Origin of the sequence: Amycolatopsis australiensis, assembly GCF_900119165.1 — a bacterium.
In the GTDB taxonomy this organism is placed as follows: Bacteria; Actinomycetota; Actinomycetes; order Mycobacteriales; family Pseudonocardiaceae; genus Amycolatopsis; species Amycolatopsis australiensis.
Genome location: NZ_FPJG01000006.1, coordinates 8,465,725 through 8,481,383 on the forward strand (window position 1 = coordinate 8,465,725; position 15,659 = coordinate 8,481,383).

Below are 15,659 nucleotides of genomic sequence, written 5' to 3' on the forward strand. Positions count from 1 at the left end.
CCTTGCCTGCTCTGACCATTGCACGCCAGGGAAAACCCGGTCCAGTCGTCCAATTTGCCAATTTGTGCGAAGAGTACGTACGCTCTTTGCAAAGCTTGCGAATCGCTGGTTCGCAAGCTGGCCGAAAATCCGCGTTCTTGACCGTTCACGTAACCGTTCAGGACCGGAAACCTTCCGGAGAGGCAGGCACGAATGGAGAAGACTTTCGCCGGAGCGAGGTTGCGCCATCTCCGCGAAAGCCGGGCGATGAGCCAGGCCGACCTCGCCCGTGTGCTGGAGATCTCACCCAGCTACCTCAACCAGATCGAGCACAACTCGCGTCCGCTGACCGTCCCGGTGCTGCTGCGGATCACGCAGGCGTTCGGCGTGGACACCGAGTTCTTCGCCAACAACGACACCTCCCGCCTGGTCGCCGACGTCAAGGAAGCCCTGCTCGACGAGGTGCTCGGCATCGAAGTCACGACCAGCGAGCTCAACGAGCTGGCGACGAACCTGCCGGCGATCGCGCAGGCGCTGGTCAAGCTGCACCGCAGCTACCGCAACGCCGTCGAGAGCACCGCCGCGCTGACCACGGAAAACGGCCTCGGCCTGCACGGCAGCGCCGCCGCGCCGCTGCCGCACGAGGAGGTCAGGGACTTCTTCTACGAGCGCGAGAACTACGTCGCCGAACTGGACGAGCGCGCCGAGAAGATGGCCGCGGAGATTCCGCTGCAGCGTGGCCAGGTGCTGAGCGCGCTGAAGGAACGGCTCTCCCAGCGCTACGGCGTCGAGGTCACCAGCGAAGGCATCGACGAGGCGTCCGGTCAGCAGCACCGCTACGAGCCCGCGACGCGCGTGCTGCGCCTGGCCCCGAGCCTGCGCGTCGGCCAGCAGGCGTTCCGGATGGCTTCGCAGATCGCCCTGATCGAGTACGACGACCTGATCACCGAGCTGGCCGACTCGTGGGCGTTCTCCGGGCCGGCGGCCCGCTCGCTGGCCCGCGTCGGCCTGGCGAACTACTTCGCCGGGGCGCTGATCCTGCCGTACGGACCGTTCCTGGCCTCGGCCGAGCGGTTCCGCTACGACATCGAGCGGCTGTGCGACCACTACGGCGTCGGCTTCGAGACCGTGTGCCACCGGCTGTCCACTTTGCAGCGCCCGAAGCAGCGCGGCGTGCCGTTCTCGTTCGTGCGCGTGGACCGGGCCGGGAACATGTCGAAGCGCCAGTCGGCGGCAGGCTTCCACTTCTCCCGGGTCGGCGGCGCGTGTCCGCTGTGGAACATCTACGAGGCGTTCACCCAACCGGGGAAGATCCTGACGCAGATCGCGACGCTGCCGGACGGCAAGAGCTACTTCTGGATCGCGCGCACGGTGTCCCGCAACATCGGCGGGTACGGCAGCCCGGGCAAGACGTTCACGGTCGGCCTGGGCTGCGAGCTGCGCCACGCCGGCCGGCTCATCTACTCGACCGGCCTCGACCTGGACGAGCCGGCCGCGGCGACGCCGATCGGGATGGGCTGCAAAGTCTGCGAACGGCCTGCCTGCTCGCAGCGCGCGTTCCCGACGATCGGGAAGCAGCTCACCGTGGACGAGAACACCAGCACGTTCGTTCCGTACCCGGCGGTGCCGAAGAGCTGATCACCCGATCACGTGCGTGGTCCACTTCGTCTCGTCCGGGCCGAGCACCGTGATCCGGCTCAGGAGTTCCTCGGCGGTGACGCCTCCGATCTTCGGCTGGTTGAACGAGACGCACGCCTTCAGGCCGTTCTTCGTCACGCACTCCGGCTCGCCGAGGCCGTCCGTGGGGCCGCCGGGGGGCGAGACGTTGATCGTCGCCAGCCCGCCGTCCGCGGTGTACTGCAGCACCAGCCGCCACGGGACGCCGTCCTGGCCGGCACGACGCCTCAGGTAACCGTCACTGAGGGAGAACGTGCGCGGCAGGCTGGTGATGTGCAGCGGCAGCGGAACCGGCCGGTTCCCGAACCGCACGTCGGCCGCCACCCGCGTCAGCACCTGCTGCAAGTCCGGGCCCGCGAGGTAGTACGCGTGCAGCTGGGCCCACCGGCCGTCCCGGGCCCGCCAGCTCAGGTAGGTGTCGCCGTGGTTCAGCGGGTCGTTCGCCTCGGTCGTGAGCCAGTAGCCGTCACGGTCGCCGACCCGGGCCGGGATCCGGGACGGCGACCCGCCCAGGCCACCCGGGATCGGCGGCTCCTGGTCGTGCACCGACAACCAGATCATCGGCGGCAGCTCGCCGCGGCCGACGGCCAGCGCGGCGTCGCCGTGCGCGCCCACGGCGTACTCGACGCCCTCGATCTGCCCGGGCAACCAGCCGAAGCTCGCCTTCGTCTCCATGGGATTGTCCGCCGGCACCGGCGTGACGGGCGTGACCCCGGGGGCCGTGGCCACCGGCGCGGTCGCCGGCGGGACCGGCCGGAACAGCGAAACCGCCGTCACCGCGCCGGCCGTCACGACCGCGGCGCAGCCCAGGACCAGCGCGGTGGTCCGCACGCGACGACGGCGTCCCCCGATCCGGCGGGCGCGGCCGAGGTCGATCCGGGGTGGCGGGGCGGGCGCCTCGGCCAGTTCCTTCAGCTTGGTGGCCAGCTCGTGGTCGGTCATGCTCGTCCCTCCCGGATCGGTTCGCGCAGCAACTCGCGAAGCGCGTCCACGGCTTTCGCGGTCTGGCTCTTGACGGTGCCTTCGGAGCAGCCCAGCGCCCGGGCGGTTTCCGCGACCGGCAGGTCGCAGAAGTAGCGCAGGACGACGGTCGCGCGCTGGCGCGCCGGGAGCCGCTCCAACGGCGCCCGCAGGTCCAGCGCCAATTCGACGTCCGCCCCCGGCGCGGGGCTGTCGCCGGCGCCGCGCAGGTCGACCCGCCGCCACCACGACGTCCGCTGTTCGGCCAGGAACGTGTTGACCAGCGTGCGGCGGGCGTACCCGTCGACGTTGCCGGCGCGGGAGGCCCGCGGCCAGTTCGTGTACAGCCGGGTGATCGCCGACTGGACCAGGACGTCGGCCCGGTGCCAGTCGCCGCAGAGCAAGTACGCGACCTTGCGCAGCCAAGCGGTGCGCGCGGTCGCGTACTCGGTGAAACCGGCGTCCATCGGCGTCCCCCATTTCGTTCGGCACCTCTTTGATGCGGCCGGAGGCCCGGGAGGTTGCCCGGGGCGCGCGAGTCGTAGATTCATCGGGGTGCACGACATCGACACGGTGACCGCGGCGACCATCGAGAAGGCCGCCGAGCGGCTGGCCGGGGTGGTGACCCGCACGCCGCTGGAGCCGAGCGCGCGGCTGTCGTCCCGGGTCGACGCCCAGGTCTGGGTGAAGCGCGAGGACCTGCAGACCGTCCGGTCGTACAAGATCCGCGGCGCCTACAACTTCATCGTCCAGCTCGGCGAAGACGTCCGCGCGAACGGCGTCGTCTGCGCCAGCGCGGGCAACCACGCCCAGGGCGTCGCGTACGCGTGCCGGCGGCTCGGCGCGAACGGCCGCGTGTACGTCCCGGGCACCACGCCACGGCAGAAGCGGGAACGCATCGCGACGCTCGGCGGCGCGCACATCGAGGTCATCGTCGTCGGCGAGACGTACGAAGACGCCTTCGCCGCGGCCAACGAGGACGCCCAGCGCACGGGCGCGACGCTGGTGCCGGCCTTCGACGACGTCCGGACCGTGGCCGGCCAGGGGACGGTCGCGCTGGAGGTCGTCGAGCAGCTCGGCTTCGTCCCGGACGTCGTGGTCGTGCCGGTCGGCGGGGGCGGGCTGCTCGCCGGCGTCGGCAGCTGGCTGCGCGAACGTCACCCGGAAGTGCGAATTGTCGGCGTCGAGCCCGCGGGCGCGGCGTGCATGGCGGCGGCGCTCGCGGCCGGGCGGCCGGTGCGGCTGCCGGAGCTCGACTCGTTCGTCGACGGCGCCGCCGTGCGCGAGGCCGGCGCGGTCACCTACCCGCTGATCCGCGAGAGCGGCGCCGAGCTGACCGCGGTCGCCGAGGGCGCGGTGTGCACCGAGATGCTGGCGATGTACCAGTCCGACGGCATCATCGCCGAGCCCGCGGGCGCGCTCGCGGCCGCCGCGCTCGGGTCGGTCGTCCAGGTGGAGCCGGGACAGACGGTCGTCGTGCTGGTCTCCGGCGGCAACAACGACGTCAGCCGCTACAGCGAGATCCTCGAACGTTCGCTGATGCACGAAGGGCTGAAGCACTACTTCCTGGTGAGCTTCCCGCAGGAGCCGGGCGCGCTGCGGTTGTTCGTCGAGCAGGTGCTCGGACCGGAGGACGACATCACGCGCTTCGAGTACGTCAAGCGCAACAACCGCGAAACCGGCCCGGCGCTGGTCGGCGTGGAAATCGCCCGCCCGGCCGACCTGCCGGGGCTGCTGGCGCGGATGGCGGCGAGCCCGCTGCAGGTCGAGCGGATCGAGCCGGGCAGCCCCCTGTTCCACTTCCTGCTCTGAGACGTGGTCCACTGGGCGGATGATCGAAGGTGTCCGCAGTGTCGAGGCGTTGCGCGAAAAAGTCCACGAGGGTGCGGAGCCCGAGTACCTGCTCTTCTACGGCCACACCCCGTCGAAGTCCGGGCGGGTGACGGCGAGCTGCCTGAGCCAGTGGTGGCTGGACCCGTTCGAGGCCGACGGCGTCGTGTACCCGACCGCCGAGCACTACGTGATGGCGGGCAAGGCGGAGCTGTTCGGCGACCACGAGAAGGCGTCGCTGATCCGCGCGGCACCGGACCCGAAGACGGCGAAGGTGCTCGGCCGCGAGGTCGCGGGGTTCGACACGGACACCTGGGAGCGGCACCGGTTCGACATCGCCGTCGACGCCAACCTGGCCAAGTTCCGCGCCCACCGCGACCTGCGCCGCTTCCTGCTCGGCACCGGCGACGCGGTGCTCGTCGAGGCGTCCAAGAAGGACCTCGTCTGGGGCAGCGGCCTCGCCCGTGAAGAGAAGAACGCGACCAAGCCGGACTACTGGCGCGGGCTGAATCTGCTCGGTTTCGCGCTGATGGAGGTCCGCGACCAGCTGCGGGCTCGCCTCTGAGCGGTCACGGCGCCGGGCCGTGGTCGATTCGCGACCACGGCCGTCGCGCTCACTCCAGGCCGACGAACATCGTCTGGTGCAGGCCGCGCACGTGCTTTCTGGTCACCCGGGCTGCCGCGTCCGGGTCGCCCGCTGCCAGCGCCTTCACCAGCTTCCCGTGGTCGCGGTTCGACTCTCGCAGCTTCGGCATCGGGTACGGCAGGTAGAACCGGTACAGCTCCGCCAGCACCATCTCGTACTGCGCGACCGCCGCCGGTGGGCCCGGGGCCGCCACCGCCCGGTGGAACTCCGCGTCCAGTTCGTGGAACTCCGCCCAGCCCGTCGCCGTGTCCATCCGGGCGACCAACGTCCGCAGGCGCGGGAGGTCAGGGGACCGTTTCGCCACCAACTGGACCAAGCCCGACTCCAGGACCAGGCGGTGGTCGATCAGCTCGCGGACCTCGGCCGCCGACTCGCGGTACGCGCCGACCTCGCCGACTCGCTCCGACGGCGGGTTCGCGGCCACGTGCGTTCCGCCGCCACGGCCGCGGCGGCGTTCGATCAGGCCGTCGCCGACCAGGGACTCCAGGGCCCGCCGGACCGTGATCTCCGCGACGCCGAGCGCGCGGGCGATCTCGGCGTTCGACGGCAGGCGCTCCCCCGGCTTCAGCAGGCCCAGCTCCACCGCGAGCGCGATGCGGGCGCGGACCGTGTCCAGCGCGGACAACCGCCGGATGCCGGTCAGCGCGGGGGCGCTCAGGTCTGCCGTCGCCATGAACCGACCGTACCGCACAAACTGCTCATCTTGAGCACTCTTGTTTAAGTGTTCAAGATGGACTATTTTTCGTCCATGCCGCGACCACTGCCGATCGCCCTGGTGCAAGCGCCACCCAGGCCCGTCGGGGACGCCGGGTTCGCCGACGAGGTCGAGGCGGTCCTTCGCCGTTTTCCGGACACGCGCCTGGCCGCCTTCCCCGAGCTGCACCTCTGCGGCGTCGACGGCGAAGGCGACGAACGCACCGGACAACTGCGGGCCGCCGCGGAGCCGTTGGCCGGAAAACGGACCAGGGCCCTCGCCGAGCTGGCCGGTGACCTCGGGATCTGGCTCGCGCCGGGGACCGTTTGCGAAGCAGGCGACCACGGCGAGCTGTTCAACACCGCCCTCGTCTTTTCCCCGCGAGGGCAGCTCGCCGGCTGGTACCGGAAGGTCTTCCCGTGGCGGCCGCACGAGCCCTACGACCCCGGTGACCGGTTCGTCGTCGCCGATCTGGCCGACGCCGGCCGCGTCGGGTTCTCCATCTGCTACGACGCCTGGTTCCCCGAAGTGACCCGGCACCTCGCGTGGATGGGCGCCGAGCTCGTGCTCAACCCCGTCCAGACCACGACCCCCGACCGCGCGCAGGAGCTCGTCCTCGCGCGGGCGAACGCCATCGTCAACCAGGTCTTCGTCGCCAGCGTGAACACGGCAGGCCCGTTCGGCATGGGCGACAGCCTGCTCGTCGGCCCCGAAGGTGACGTCCTGGCCGCGTTGCCGGGAAACGACCACGGCGTCCTCGCCCACACCATCGACCTCGACGAGGTGGCCCGCGTCCGCCGCGACGGCACCGCCGGCACCAACCGCGTCTGGGCGCAGTTCACGCCTGCCGACGCACCCCTGGACCTGCCGCTCTACCAGGGCCGGATCAACCCGGACCGCTGGCGTCCACGAGAAGGAGACGACCGATGACCACCACGGCCGCGGCCCCCGCCCTGCAGCGCCGGCTCGGCCTGCCCGGCGTCGTCCTGTTCGGGCTCGCCTACATGGCGCCGCTGATCGTGCTCGGCACCTTCGGCATCGTCGCGACGACGACCGGGGGCATCGTGCCCTCCGCCTACCTGCTGGCCCTGGTCGCGATGCTGTTCACCGCCGCCAGCTACGGTAAGATGGCCGCCACCCACCCGGTCGCCGGGTCGGCCTACACCTATGTCCGGAAATCGGTCGACGCCCGCGCCGGGTTCCTCGTCGGGTGGGCCGTGCTGCTCGACTACTTCTTCCTGCCGATGGTCATCTGGCTGATCGGCGGCGCGTACCTCTCGGCCGAGTTCCCCGCGGTCCCCAAATGGATCTGGTTGATCACTTTCATCGCGCTGACGACCATCCTCAACGTGCTGGGCATCAAGATCGCCGAGAAGGCCAACTTCATCCTCATGGCGTTCCAGCTGCTGGTGATCGGCTTCTTCGTCGTCCTTTCGATCAAGCAGGTGCTGCACGTCGGCGGCTCGCTGGCGAGCACCCAGCCGTTCTTCCACGCCGGCAGCACGCTGGGCACGATCTCCGGTGGCGCCGCGCTCGCGACCTACTCCTTCCTCGGCTTCGACGCCGTGACGACGTTGACCGAGGAGACGACCGAGCCGCGCCGGACGATCCCGCGGGCCATCCTGCTCACCGCGCTGATCGGCGGCGGCATCTTCGTCGTGCTCGCCTACTTCACCCAGCTCGCGCACCCGGGCAGCGCGTTCGGCGACGAGTCGTCCGCCGCGTTCGAAATCGCGACGACGATCGGGGGCAACCTCTTCGCTTCCTTCTTCCTCGCCGGCCTGGTCGTGGCCCAGTTCGCGTCCGGGATCGCCGCGCAGGCGAGCGCGTCGCGGCTGATGTACGCCATGGGCCGCGACGGCGTGCTGCCGCGGATCTTCGGCAAGCTGCAGCCGCGGTTCGCGACCCCCGTGTTCGGGATCGTCCTGACCGGGCTCGTCGGGCTGGTCGCGCTGGCGCTGGACGTCAGCACGTCGACGTCGTTCATCAACTTCGGCGCATTCACCGCGTTCACGTTCGTCAACGTCAGCGTGCTGGCCACGTGGCTGCGCGACCGGGCCGGGAAACGGGTGCTGACCTGGGTGGTGTTTCCGCTGGTCGGGGCCGTGGTCGATGTGTGGCTACTGGTCAACCTCGACGGCATCGCGCTGGTGTTCGGCCTGGTCTGGCTGGCGATCGGCGTCGTCGTGCTGGCGGCCATCACCCGTGGCTTCCGGCGGCCGCCACCGGAAATGACCTTCGAGGAGTAGTCAGCCGCCCGGGCACTCGTTGCCGCCGCCGCTGTGCTCGACGCAGTGGCGCGGGCCCGGCGGCGGTGGCGGGGCGTGCCGGAGGTCGTCGGCCAGGCTCAAGGCCGCGACCGCGGCCGCCAGCGCCAGGCAGCTGCCGAAGAACCACGTCCAGCCGCGGCGTCGCGTTGTCGCGGAAACGACCACGCCGGCGGCCGGGAGGCCCGCGCCGAGCACCGCCGCCCAGGTCAGGTAGCCGCCCGCGTGGTCGCCGACCTCGCCGAACACCGGAATGCTCGCCAGGAAACCCAGCAGCACCAGGAACGGGACGACGAGCAGCAGGCCCCCGGCACACAGCGCCAGCACGAGCGAGGACCAGCCGGTCCGGAATTCCCCCACCGGACCAGCATGCCCGGCCGGCCGAGCGAAAGCCTGAGTACTTCTACGCCTCGCCGAGCGTCTTCTGCAGCGCCTTGTTCGCCTTCCGCGCCATGTCGGCCACGGCCTCGCGGCGCGCGGCGTCGGCGGCGTAGTCGTCCTCGCGGTTACGGACCACGCGCGCCGGTGCGCCGACCGCGATCGAGTAGTCCGGGATGTCGCCGCGGACCACCGCGTGCGCGCCGAGGACGCAGCCGCGGCCCACGCGGGTGCCCTTCAGGACGCTGACCTTCGTGCCCAGCCACGTGTCCGGGCCGATCCGGACCGGTGACTTGACGATGCCCTGGTCTTTGATCGGCACGTGGATGTCCGAAATGACGTGATCGAAGTCACAGATGTAGACCCAGTCGGCGACCAGCGTCGCCGCGCCGAGCTCGATGTCCAGGTAGCAGTTGATGACGTTCTGGCGGCCGAACACGGACTTGTCGCCGATCCGCAGCGAACCCTCGTGGCAGCGGATCGCGTTGCCGTCGCCGATGTGGACCCAGCGGCCGATCTCCAGCCGCCCGTAGCCGGGACGGCAGTGGATCTCGACATCCTTGCCGAGGAACAGCATGCCGCGCAGGATGATGTGCGGGTTGGCGAGCCGGAACTTGAGCAGCCGGTAGTAGCGGACCAGGTACCAGGGCGTGTACGCGCGGTTGCGCAGCACCCAGCGCAGCGAGTCGGCGGTCAGGAACTTCGCCTGCCGCGGGTCGCGCCGGGCGCGGCGCCAGGCCCGCACCCGCGACAGCGCGGGCGCACCCCACATCGACGTCATGCCCGTGACCGTAACCTGTGTGCGGGACGGGTTCACAGGCAAGGGGAGCTGGATGGGCACGAAGCTGATCATCGACACCGACCCGGGCGTCGACGACGCGCTGGCGATCGCGCTGGCGGCGCTGTCCCCGGACGTCGAGCTCCTGGGCGTGACGTCGGTGTTCGGCAACGTGCCCCTGGACCGCACCACGTCGAACGCGCGGCGGCTGCTGGAGCTGTTCGGCCGCGCCGACGTGCCCGTGGCCGCCGGGGCGGCGCGGCCGCTGGTGTACTCGAAGCCACGTGACGCCAAGGCGGTCCACGGCGGCGACGGCCTGTCGGGCCACTCCTACACGCTGCCGGAGGCGAGCCGGCCCCTCGACGAACGTGACGCCGTCCGGCTGATGCTCGACCTGCTGGAGGCGTCCGACGAGCCGGTGACCATCGCCCCGATCGGGCCGCTGACCAACATCGCCGCGCTGCTGGCCGCGCACCCGGGCGCGGCGGCGAAGATCGCGCGGCTGGTGATCATGGGCGGCGGGGTGACGTTCGGCAACAGCACCACCGCCGCCGAGTTCAACATCTGGAGCGACCCCGAAGCGGCGCGCCGGGTGCTGGTCGAGGAGGACGTGCCGGTCGTGCTCGTGCCGCTGGACCTCACGCACCGCTGCGCCGTCGACGGCGAGTGGCTGGCGAAGCTCGCTGCGTCGGGGCCGGTCGGCGCCACCCTCGAAGGCCTCACCGCCACCTACCGGCAGCACTACACGCGCGTGTTCGGCGAAGACCGGATGGTCATGCACGACGCCGTCGCGGTCGCGGAGGCGATCTCGCCGGGGATCCTGCGCACCGAGACCTACCGCGTCGACGTCGACTGCGGGCTGGGCCCGGCACGCGGGCAGACCCTCGTCGACCGGCGACGGCTCGGCGAGGACGATCCGCAGTTCACGCCCGGCCGGCCGATCGAGGTCGCCATGGACACCGACCTCGACGGCCTGCGCGGCTTCGTCCTCGACCGGCTGACCGGGGCCGCGCGGTGAGCGAGGAGCCCGCGGCCGTGCCGGACGAGACCCCCCAGCCGCGCCGTCGCAAGGCCGCCGTCGTGGTCGCCGCGGTGGTCGTGGTCGTCGCCGCGCTGGTGGCCGGCGTGCAGTTCGCGCCGAAGCAGGAGACGACGACCAACGCGGCCGCGACGGTCACGGCGCCGCCGACCGTTGCCCGGAAAACGACCACGCCGCCCACCCAGCCGAACGTGCCGCAGGCCGGCGAGTTCGACGCCTGGGCGTCCAAGACCAGCCAGTGGCTCGACATCCCGCTGCGCGCGATGGTCGGCTACGCGAAGGCGACGACGAAGCTGAGCAAGGACGTCCCCGGCTGCCACCTGTCCTGGGTGACGCTGGCCGCGGTCGGAAAAGTGACCACGGACCACGGCCGGGCGAAAGGCGGCCAGTTCGGCCCCACCGGCGTGCTGGACAAGCCGCTCGGCACGGTCGAGGTGCGCGACTTCTACGACAAGGTCGTCTCGACGGCGAACGCCGCCGGGCCGATGCAGCTGTCGCCGTCGATCTGGGCGAAGTTCCAGGCCAGCTACGCCGGCGGGAAGCCCGATGTCCAGAACATCGACGACGCCGCACTGACGACCGGCCGCGCGCTGTGCGACGGCGGCCGTGATCTGTCGCAGGGCCAGCCGTGGTGGGACGCCGTGAGCACGCTGGAGCCGGCGCCGCTGCTGCTGCACCGGACGCTGGCCACGGTCAACGTCTACGGCACGGTCGGCCAGGGCTCGGCGGCGCCGAACCCCGCGGTCCTGAGCGCGGTGAACTTCGCCATCGACAAGATCGGCCTCCCGTACATCTGGGGCGGCAACGGCACCGGCGGCAACGACCCGGGCTTCGACTGCTCCGGCCTGACCACGGCGGCGTACGCGAGCGCCGGGATCAAGCTGATGCGCACCGCCGACACGCAGTTCCGCAGCGTCCCGCACGTGACCGATCCGCAGCTGGGCGACCTGATCTTCTACGGCGAGCCGTCGACGAAGATCCACCACGTCGGCCTCTACATCGGCAACCAGCAGATGATCGACGCACCGCAGACCGGCCAGGCCGTGCAGGTCCACCCGTACCGCAAGGACGGCGACGACTACGCCGGCGCCGGCCGTCCGACGGCCTGACCCCGCGGATCAGCTCGCCAGCTTGCGGAGCAGGCCCTCGAGGTCGCGTTCGCCGTCGCGGGTCTGGGCGCCGTGGGCCAGCCCGTCGCGGATCAGCCGTTCGGCCGCGGGCCGGACGAACTGGCCCGCCCAGGCGTCGTGCTCCCGCCGGTACCCCTCGGCCAGCTCTTCGGGGACGAGGGCGTGTTTGGCCGCGGCGACCACACCTTCGGGTAGCGCGGCGATGTTGCGGGCCAGGCGGTCGACGACGTCGTCGAGCTCGCCCGCCGGGACCGCGCGGTTGACCCAGCCGTAGCGCTCGGCCGTCTGCGCGTCGTACAGGTCCGCGCCGAGCACCGCCTCCAAAGCGCGGTGGCGGCCGATCCGCCCGGCGAGGTACTGGGTGCCTCCGCCGCCGGGAACGATGCCCATCAGGGCTTCGATCTGGCCGATCCCGGCGCGGCCGATCGCGGCGAACGCCATGTCCGCGGCGGCGACGAACTCCGCCCCGCCGCCGCGGGCCAGGCCGGCGAGCTTGACGATCGTGACCTGGGGCTGGTGCCGCAGCAGTTCCCCGAGCGCTTGGAAGACGTTGACGCCCGGGGGTGCTTCCGCCGCCAGTTCGGCGAAGGCGTCCGGCGTGTCGACGAGGGACATGTCGACGTGGGCGATGAAGAAGTCGGGGTCGGCGCTGTCGAACACGATCACGCGGACCGACTCGTCGGCGCGCAGGCTGGTCAGCAGCCGCCGGAGATCGGTCATGAGCGCGACGTCCAGGACGTTGACGGGTGGATTGTCGAGCGTGACGCGGACGATGCCGGGCTCGCGACTCAGCCGCAGGGTCGCGTAGGCGTCGTGGGACATACCGATCTCCGATCCGTATCTGGCAGGCATGCAGGTATCTGCCGTATACCTAGGCTGTGGCGAAGATCGACGAGCGTCAAGAAGGCACTTCCGGCAGCCCAAGGATCGCGGAGGATACCGGTCCGGTGTACCGGGCCGACTGTCCCAGCCGCCCGATCCTCGACCAGATCGCGGACAAGTGGTCGATGATGGCGATGGCCGTCCTCGAACGGCCCCGGCGGTTCAACGACATCCGGCGCCGCCTCGAAGGCGTGACGCAGCGGGTCCTGACCCAGACCCTGCGCCGTCTGGAACGCAACGGGATGATCGAGCGGCGGGTGCTGCCGACGTCGCCGGTCGGGGTCGAGTACTCCCTCACCCCGCTCGGCGAATCCCTGCGGGAGCCGTTCGGCAGGCTGTACGACTGGACGGTCGCCCACGCCGCCGAGATCCAGGAGTGCCGGCAGGTCTACGACCGGCGGACGGGCTCCGCGGAAACCGGTTCGCCGGGCGATGTCGAAAACGCGTGACCGGCTGCGTCCCCGGGGCGGACACGGCCAAGATGGGCCGCACCCGACACCGAGGAGAACCACGATGGCCAAGTACCTGCTGCTGAAGCACTACCGCGGGGCCCCGGCTTCGGTCAACGACGTGCCCATGGACCGGTGGACGCCGGAGGAGATCTCGGCCCACGTGCAGTACATGCAGGACTTCGCCGCCCGGCTGGAGGAGACCGGCGAGTTCGTCGACACCCAGGCGCTCGCCCCGGACGGCGTGTTCGTCCGCAACGACGGCGAGGGGCGCCCGCCGGTCACCGACGGGCCGTTCGCCGAGACCAAGGACCTCATCGCCGGCTGGGTGGTGATCGACGTCGACAGCTACGAGCGCGCGCTCGAGCTGGCCGGCGAGCTGTCGGCCGCGCCCGGCGCGGGCGGGAAGCCGGTCCAGGAGTGGCTCGAGCTGCGGCCGATCTACGGCACGGCGCCCACCATCACCGAATGACCGGGAGGAGACCGTCATGGCGTTTCCGCGTCTGGAACACGTCGGCATCGTCGTCGGCGACTTGGCCGCGGCCAAAGCGTTCTTCGCCGAACTCGGGCTCGAAGTGGAAGGCGAAATGACCATCGAGGGCCCGGCGGTGGACCGGATCACCGGGGTCGCCGGGGGCCGGTCGGAGGTGGCGATGCTGCGGACCCCGGACGGGCACGGGGCACTCGAGCTGATCCGGTACCTGGCCCCGGCGGGCCCGGACGGCGACCCGGGCGCGCCGGCGAACACACCCGGCATCCGGCACATCCTGTTCGAAGTGCAGGACATCGAAGACGTCCTGCACCGCCTGCGGCCGCACGGCGCCGAGCTCGTCGGCGAGCTCGTCCAGTACGAAGACAGCTTCCGGCTCTGCTACGTCCGCGGCCCCGAAGGCATCATCGTCGAGCTGGCGGAACGGGTCGGGTGAGCGTGGACGAGGCACTGCTGCGGGCCCTCACGCCGGAGGTGCTCGGCGTTCTCGTGCGGCGCGGGGCCGGCTTCGCGCCGGCCGAGGACGCCGTGCAGGACGCGCTCGTCGAGGCGCTGCGCGTCTGGCCCGCCGATCCGCCGCGTGACCCGAAAGGGTGGCTGATCACGGTCGCCTGGCGGAAGTTCCTCGACGCGACCCGGGCGGAGACGGCTCGCCGCCGGCGTGAGGACCTCGTCGACGTCGAGCCGCCGCCCGGGCCTGCGTCCACTGTGGACGACACGCTCCAGCTGTATTTCCTGTGCGCGCACCCGTCGCTGACGCCGTCGTCGGCGGTCGCGCTCACGCTGCGGGCCGTCGGCGGGCTGACCACCCGCCAGATCGCCCAGGCCTACCTCGTCCCGGAAGCGACCATGGCGCAGCGCATCAGCCGGGCCAAGCACACGGTCTCGCGGGTGCGGTTCGACCAGCCCGGCGACGTCGCGACCGTGCTGCGCGTGCTCTACCTGGTGTTCAACGAGGGGTATTCCGGGGACGTCGACCTCGCCGCCGAGGCGATCCGGCTCACCCGGCAGCTCGCGGCCGCGATCGACCACCCCGAGGTCGCGGGACTGCTCGCGCTGATGCTGCTGCACCACGCCCGGCGGCCGAGCCGCATCGCACCCGACGGCAGCCTGGTGCCGCTCGCCGAGCAGGACCGCGGCCGATGGGACACCGCGGCGATCGCCGAAGGCGTCGGGATCCTGCAGGCCGCGCTGGCGCGTGACCGGCTGGGCGAGTTCCAGGCCCAGGCCGCCATCGCCGCGCTGCACGCCGACGCACCCAGCGCCGCGGAGACCGACTGGGTGCAGATCGTCGAGTGGTACGACGAGCTCGCGCGGCTGACCGGCAGCCCGGTCGTCCGGCTGAACCGGGCGGTGGCGGTCGGCGAGGCCGACGGGCCGCGCGCCGGGCTGGCGGCCCTCGCCGAGCTGGACGAGTCGCTCCCCCGCTACACCGCCGTGGCCGCGTACCTCCACGAGCGCGACGGCGATCTGGTGACGGCGGCCCGTCTCTACGCCGAAGCCGCGCAGAAAGCCCTCAACCTCGCCGAGCGCGAGCACCTCACCCGCCAGGCCGCCCGGCTCAACGCGCACCAGTGACGGACCTCGGTCCGGCGCCCGCCCGGTCGAGGTCGAAAAACGACCGCAGCAGCGGCACCAGGACGTCGGGCCGGTCCAGCGGGATGATGTGGCCGCAGTCCGCCACCAGGTGGGTCACCAGGTCGTCGGCGACGGGCGCCAGCTGGTGCGCGAGCGCGTCCCCCACCGGGTGGGCGCCGATCGCCATCGTCGGCACTGCCAGCCGTCCCGCTGCGACCGCGTCCGCGATCTGTCCCGCGCTCACCGGCATCGCGCGGTAGTGCGCGAACGCGCCGCGCAACGCGTCTTGCCCGGTGTACGCGGCGACGAAGTCGTCACGGATCTCGCGCGGCACGCCGCGTCCCTGCGTGCCCGCTTGGAGGAACCAGTCGACGTATTCGGCTTCGTGCCCGGCCAGGACGGTCTCGGCGAGCCCGGGGACGGCGTGGAACCCGAACCACCACGGCGGCCCGCCGGCCAGGAAGTCTTCGGCGCCGGGCAGGCGGCCCAGCAGCGACTCCATGAGGACGAGCCGCCGCACGCGCTCCGGGCGGCGCATGGCCAGCAGGAAGGCGGGCGGCGTACCCGCGTCGATGCCCACCACGGCCGCCGCCGGTTCGCCCAGCGCGTCCAGCAGTGCCTCGGCGTCGGCCGCCAGGGTGCCGGCGTCGTAGCCGCCGTCCGGGCGGGCCGACGCGCCGAGCCCGCGGAGGTCCGGCGTGATGACCCGGTAGCGCGTCGCCAGGTGCGGGACGACTTCGGCCCAGAGCCGCCGGGTGTGCGGAAAGCCGTGCAGCAGCAGGACGGCGGGCCCGTCCCCGGTGACCGTCACGCCGACCTCGATGCCGTTGACCCGCAGCATGACGCTCCTTTCGGTTACCATTGGTTACCTGCAAACCGTAG

Annotated in this window: 18 protein-coding genes; 11 read left to right on the forward strand and 7 right to left on the reverse strand. The window is 71.6% G+C overall.

Annotated elements, in window-relative coordinates; translation table 11 throughout:
* Positions 1-192 precede the first annotated feature (192 nt).
* Complete coding sequence (locus BT341_RS40370; protein ID WP_072481231.1) at positions 193-1,617, forward strand: short-chain fatty acyl-CoA regulator family protein; 1,425 nt, start codon at positions 193-195, stop codon at positions 1,615-1,617.
* Here BT341_RS40370 and BT341_RS47550 read toward each other — a convergent pair whose 3' ends face one another.
* Both BT341_RS47550 and BT341_RS40380 read right to left on the reverse strand, forming a co-directional pair.
* Positions 1,618-2,598: a hypothetical protein gene (locus tag BT341_RS47550; protein WP_072481232.1), complete on the reverse strand. Its 981-nt coding sequence runs from the start codon at positions 2,596-2,598 to the stop codon at positions 1,618-1,620. It abuts the gene before it with no gap.
* On the reverse strand, positions 2,595-3,083 hold the full coding sequence (locus BT341_RS40380) for a SigE family RNA polymerase sigma factor (protein ID WP_072481233.1): 489 nt from the start codon (positions 3,081-3,083) through the stop codon (positions 2,595-2,597). The genes BT341_RS47550 and BT341_RS40380 overlap by 4 nt, the downstream gene beginning before the upstream one ends.
* Positions 3,084-3,171: 88 nt before the next feature.
* Between BT341_RS40380 and ilvA the strand changes: the two genes are divergently transcribed.
* Together ilvA and BT341_RS40390 are read left to right on the forward strand one after the other, a co-directional pair.
* Complete coding sequence (gene ilvA, locus BT341_RS40385) at positions 3,172-4,428, forward strand: threonine ammonia-lyase IlvA (protein ID WP_072481234.1); 1,257 nt, start codon at positions 3,172-3,174, stop codon at positions 4,426-4,428.
* Between the two features lie 19 nt (positions 4,429-4,447).
* Positions 4,448-5,011 carry a riboflavin biosynthesis intermediates N-glycosidase gene (locus tag BT341_RS40390; protein ID WP_072481235.1) on the forward strand — a complete coding sequence of 188 codons (564 nt, stop codon included), beginning with the start codon at positions 4,448-4,450 and terminating at the stop codon, positions 5,009-5,011.
* Between the two features lie 49 nt (positions 5,012-5,060).
* On the opposite strand, the gene BT341_RS40395 is transcribed toward BT341_RS40390, so the two are convergent.
* A complete protein-coding gene (locus BT341_RS40395; protein WP_072482443.1) occupies positions 5,061-5,765 on the reverse strand; it encodes a FadR/GntR family transcriptional regulator in 705 nt (234 codons plus the stop codon).
* A 75-nt stretch (positions 5,766-5,840) separates the two neighbouring features.
* Between BT341_RS40395 and BT341_RS40400 the strand changes: the two genes are divergently transcribed.
* Positions 5,841-6,716: a carbon-nitrogen hydrolase family protein gene (locus tag BT341_RS40400; protein ID WP_072482444.1), complete on the forward strand. Its 876-nt coding sequence runs from the start codon at positions 5,841-5,843 to the stop codon at positions 6,714-6,716.
* On the forward strand, positions 6,713-8,035 hold the full coding sequence (locus BT341_RS40405) for an APC family permease (protein ID WP_072481236.1): 1,323 nt from the start codon (positions 6,713-6,715) through the stop codon (positions 8,033-8,035). Before BT341_RS40400 ends, BT341_RS40405 begins: the two co-directional genes overlap by 4 nt.
* On the opposite strand, the gene BT341_RS40410 is transcribed toward BT341_RS40405, so the two are convergent.
* The gene (locus BT341_RS40410) at positions 8,036-8,413 is read right to left on the reverse strand and encodes a hypothetical protein (RefSeq protein WP_072481237.1); all 378 of its coding nucleotides are present in this window, start codon (positions 8,411-8,413) and stop codon (positions 8,036-8,038) included. It abuts the gene before it with no gap.
* 43 nt (positions 8,414-8,456) lie between these two features.
* On the reverse strand, positions 8,457-9,212 hold the full coding sequence (locus BT341_RS40415; RefSeq protein WP_072481238.1) for an acyltransferase: 756 nt from the start codon (positions 9,210-9,212) through the stop codon (positions 8,457-8,459).
* Positions 9,213-9,264: 52 nt separating this feature from the next.
* Between BT341_RS40415 and BT341_RS40420 the strand changes: the two genes are divergently transcribed.
* Together BT341_RS40420 and BT341_RS40425 are read left to right on the forward strand one after the other, a co-directional pair.
* Entirely contained in the window at positions 9,265-10,227 is a 963-nt protein-coding gene (locus BT341_RS40420) for a nucleoside hydrolase (protein WP_072481239.1), read from the forward strand.
* 17 nt (positions 10,228-10,244) lie between these two features.
* The gene (locus BT341_RS40425) at positions 10,245-11,357 is read left to right on the forward strand and encodes a C40 family peptidase (RefSeq protein WP_072482445.1); all 1,113 of its coding nucleotides are present in this window, start codon (positions 10,245-10,247) and stop codon (positions 11,355-11,357) included.
* A 9-nt stretch (positions 11,358-11,366) separates the two neighbouring features.
* On the opposite strand, the gene BT341_RS40430 is transcribed toward BT341_RS40425, so the two are convergent.
* Positions 11,367-12,200 carry an enoyl-CoA hydratase/isomerase family protein gene (locus BT341_RS40430; protein ID WP_072481240.1) on the reverse strand — a complete coding sequence of 278 codons (834 nt, stop codon included), beginning with the start codon at positions 12,198-12,200 and terminating at the stop codon, positions 11,367-11,369.
* A 125-nt stretch (positions 12,201-12,325) separates the two neighbouring features.
* On the opposite strand from BT341_RS40430, the gene BT341_RS40435 reads away from it, so the two are divergent.
* The 4 genes from BT341_RS40435 to BT341_RS40450 all read left to right on the forward strand — a co-directional run bounded on the left by BT341_RS40435 (position 12,326) and on the right by BT341_RS40450 (position 14,777).
* A complete protein-coding gene (locus BT341_RS40435; RefSeq protein ID WP_245805258.1) occupies positions 12,326-12,709 on the forward strand; it encodes a winged helix-turn-helix transcriptional regulator in 384 nt (127 codons plus the stop codon).
* Positions 12,710-12,773: 64 nt separating this feature from the next.
* On the forward strand, positions 12,774-13,181 hold the full coding sequence (locus BT341_RS40440) for a YciI family protein (RefSeq protein ID WP_072481241.1): 408 nt from the start codon (positions 12,774-12,776) through the stop codon (positions 13,179-13,181).
* A 16-nt stretch (positions 13,182-13,197) separates the two neighbouring features.
* Positions 13,198-13,635 carry a VOC family protein gene (locus BT341_RS40445; RefSeq protein ID WP_072481242.1) on the forward strand — a complete coding sequence of 146 codons (438 nt, stop codon included), beginning with the start codon at positions 13,198-13,200 and terminating at the stop codon, positions 13,633-13,635.
* Between the two features lie 2 nt (positions 13,636-13,637).
* Positions 13,638-14,777 carry an RNA polymerase sigma factor gene (locus BT341_RS40450; RefSeq protein WP_072481243.1) on the forward strand — a complete coding sequence of 380 codons (1,140 nt, stop codon included), beginning with the start codon at positions 13,638-13,640 and terminating at the stop codon, positions 14,775-14,777.
* Here BT341_RS40450 and BT341_RS40455 read toward each other — a convergent pair.
* A complete protein-coding gene (locus BT341_RS40455; protein WP_245805259.1) occupies positions 14,761-15,618 on the reverse strand; it encodes an alpha/beta fold hydrolase in 858 nt (285 codons plus the stop codon). The two genes, BT341_RS40450 and BT341_RS40455, sit on opposite strands and share 17 nt — an antisense overlap.
* Positions 15,619-15,659 lie beyond the last annotated feature (41 nt).

Bases quoted from the DNA above. Each gene is read 5' to 3' on its own strand.
- BT341_RS40440 (WP_072481241.1), top strand. From the start codon at position 12,774: ATGGCCAAGTACCTGCTGCTGAAGCACTACCGCGGGGCCCCGGCTTCG.
- BT341_RS40405 (WP_072481236.1), top strand. From the start codon at position 6,713: ATGACCACCACGGCCGCGGCCCCCGCCCTGCAGCGCCGGCTCGGCCTG.
- BT341_RS40370 (WP_072481231.1), top strand. From the start codon at position 193: ATGGAGAAGACTTTCGCCGGAGCGAGGTTGCGCCATCTCCGCGAAAGC.
- BT341_RS40415 (WP_072481238.1), bottom strand. From the start codon at position 9,212: ATGACGTCGATGTGGGGTGCGCCCGCGCTGTCGCGGGTGCGGGCCTGG.
- BT341_RS40420 (WP_072481239.1), top strand. From the start codon at position 9,265: ATGGGCACGAAGCTGATCATCGACACCGACCCGGGCGTCGACGACGCG.
- BT341_RS40395 (WP_072482443.1), bottom strand. From the start codon at position 5,765: ATGGCGACGGCAGACCTGAGCGCCCCCGCGCTGACCGGCATCCGGCGG.
- BT341_RS40430 (WP_072481240.1), bottom strand. From the start codon at position 12,200: ATGTCCCACGACGCCTACGCGACCCTGCGGCTGAGTCGCGAGCCCGGC.
- BT341_RS40400 (WP_072482444.1), top strand. From the start codon at position 5,841: ATGCCGCGACCACTGCCGATCGCCCTGGTGCAAGCGCCACCCAGGCCC.
- BT341_RS40445 (WP_072481242.1), top strand. From the start codon at position 13,198: ATGGCGTTTCCGCGTCTGGAACACGTCGGCATCGTCGTCGGCGACTTG.
- BT341_RS47550 (WP_072481232.1), bottom strand. From the start codon at position 2,598: ATGACCGACCACGAGCTGGCCACCAAGCTGAAGGAACTGGCCGAGGCG.
- BT341_RS40390 (WP_072481235.1), top strand. From the start codon at position 4,448: ATGATCGAAGGTGTCCGCAGTGTCGAGGCGTTGCGCGAAAAAGTCCAC.
- BT341_RS40455 (WP_245805259.1), bottom strand. From the start codon at position 15,618: ATGCTGCGGGTCAACGGCATCGAGGTCGGCGTGACGGTCACCGGGGAC.
- BT341_RS40380 (WP_072481233.1), bottom strand. From the start codon at position 3,083: ATGGACGCCGGTTTCACCGAGTACGCGACCGCGCGCACCGCTTGGCTG.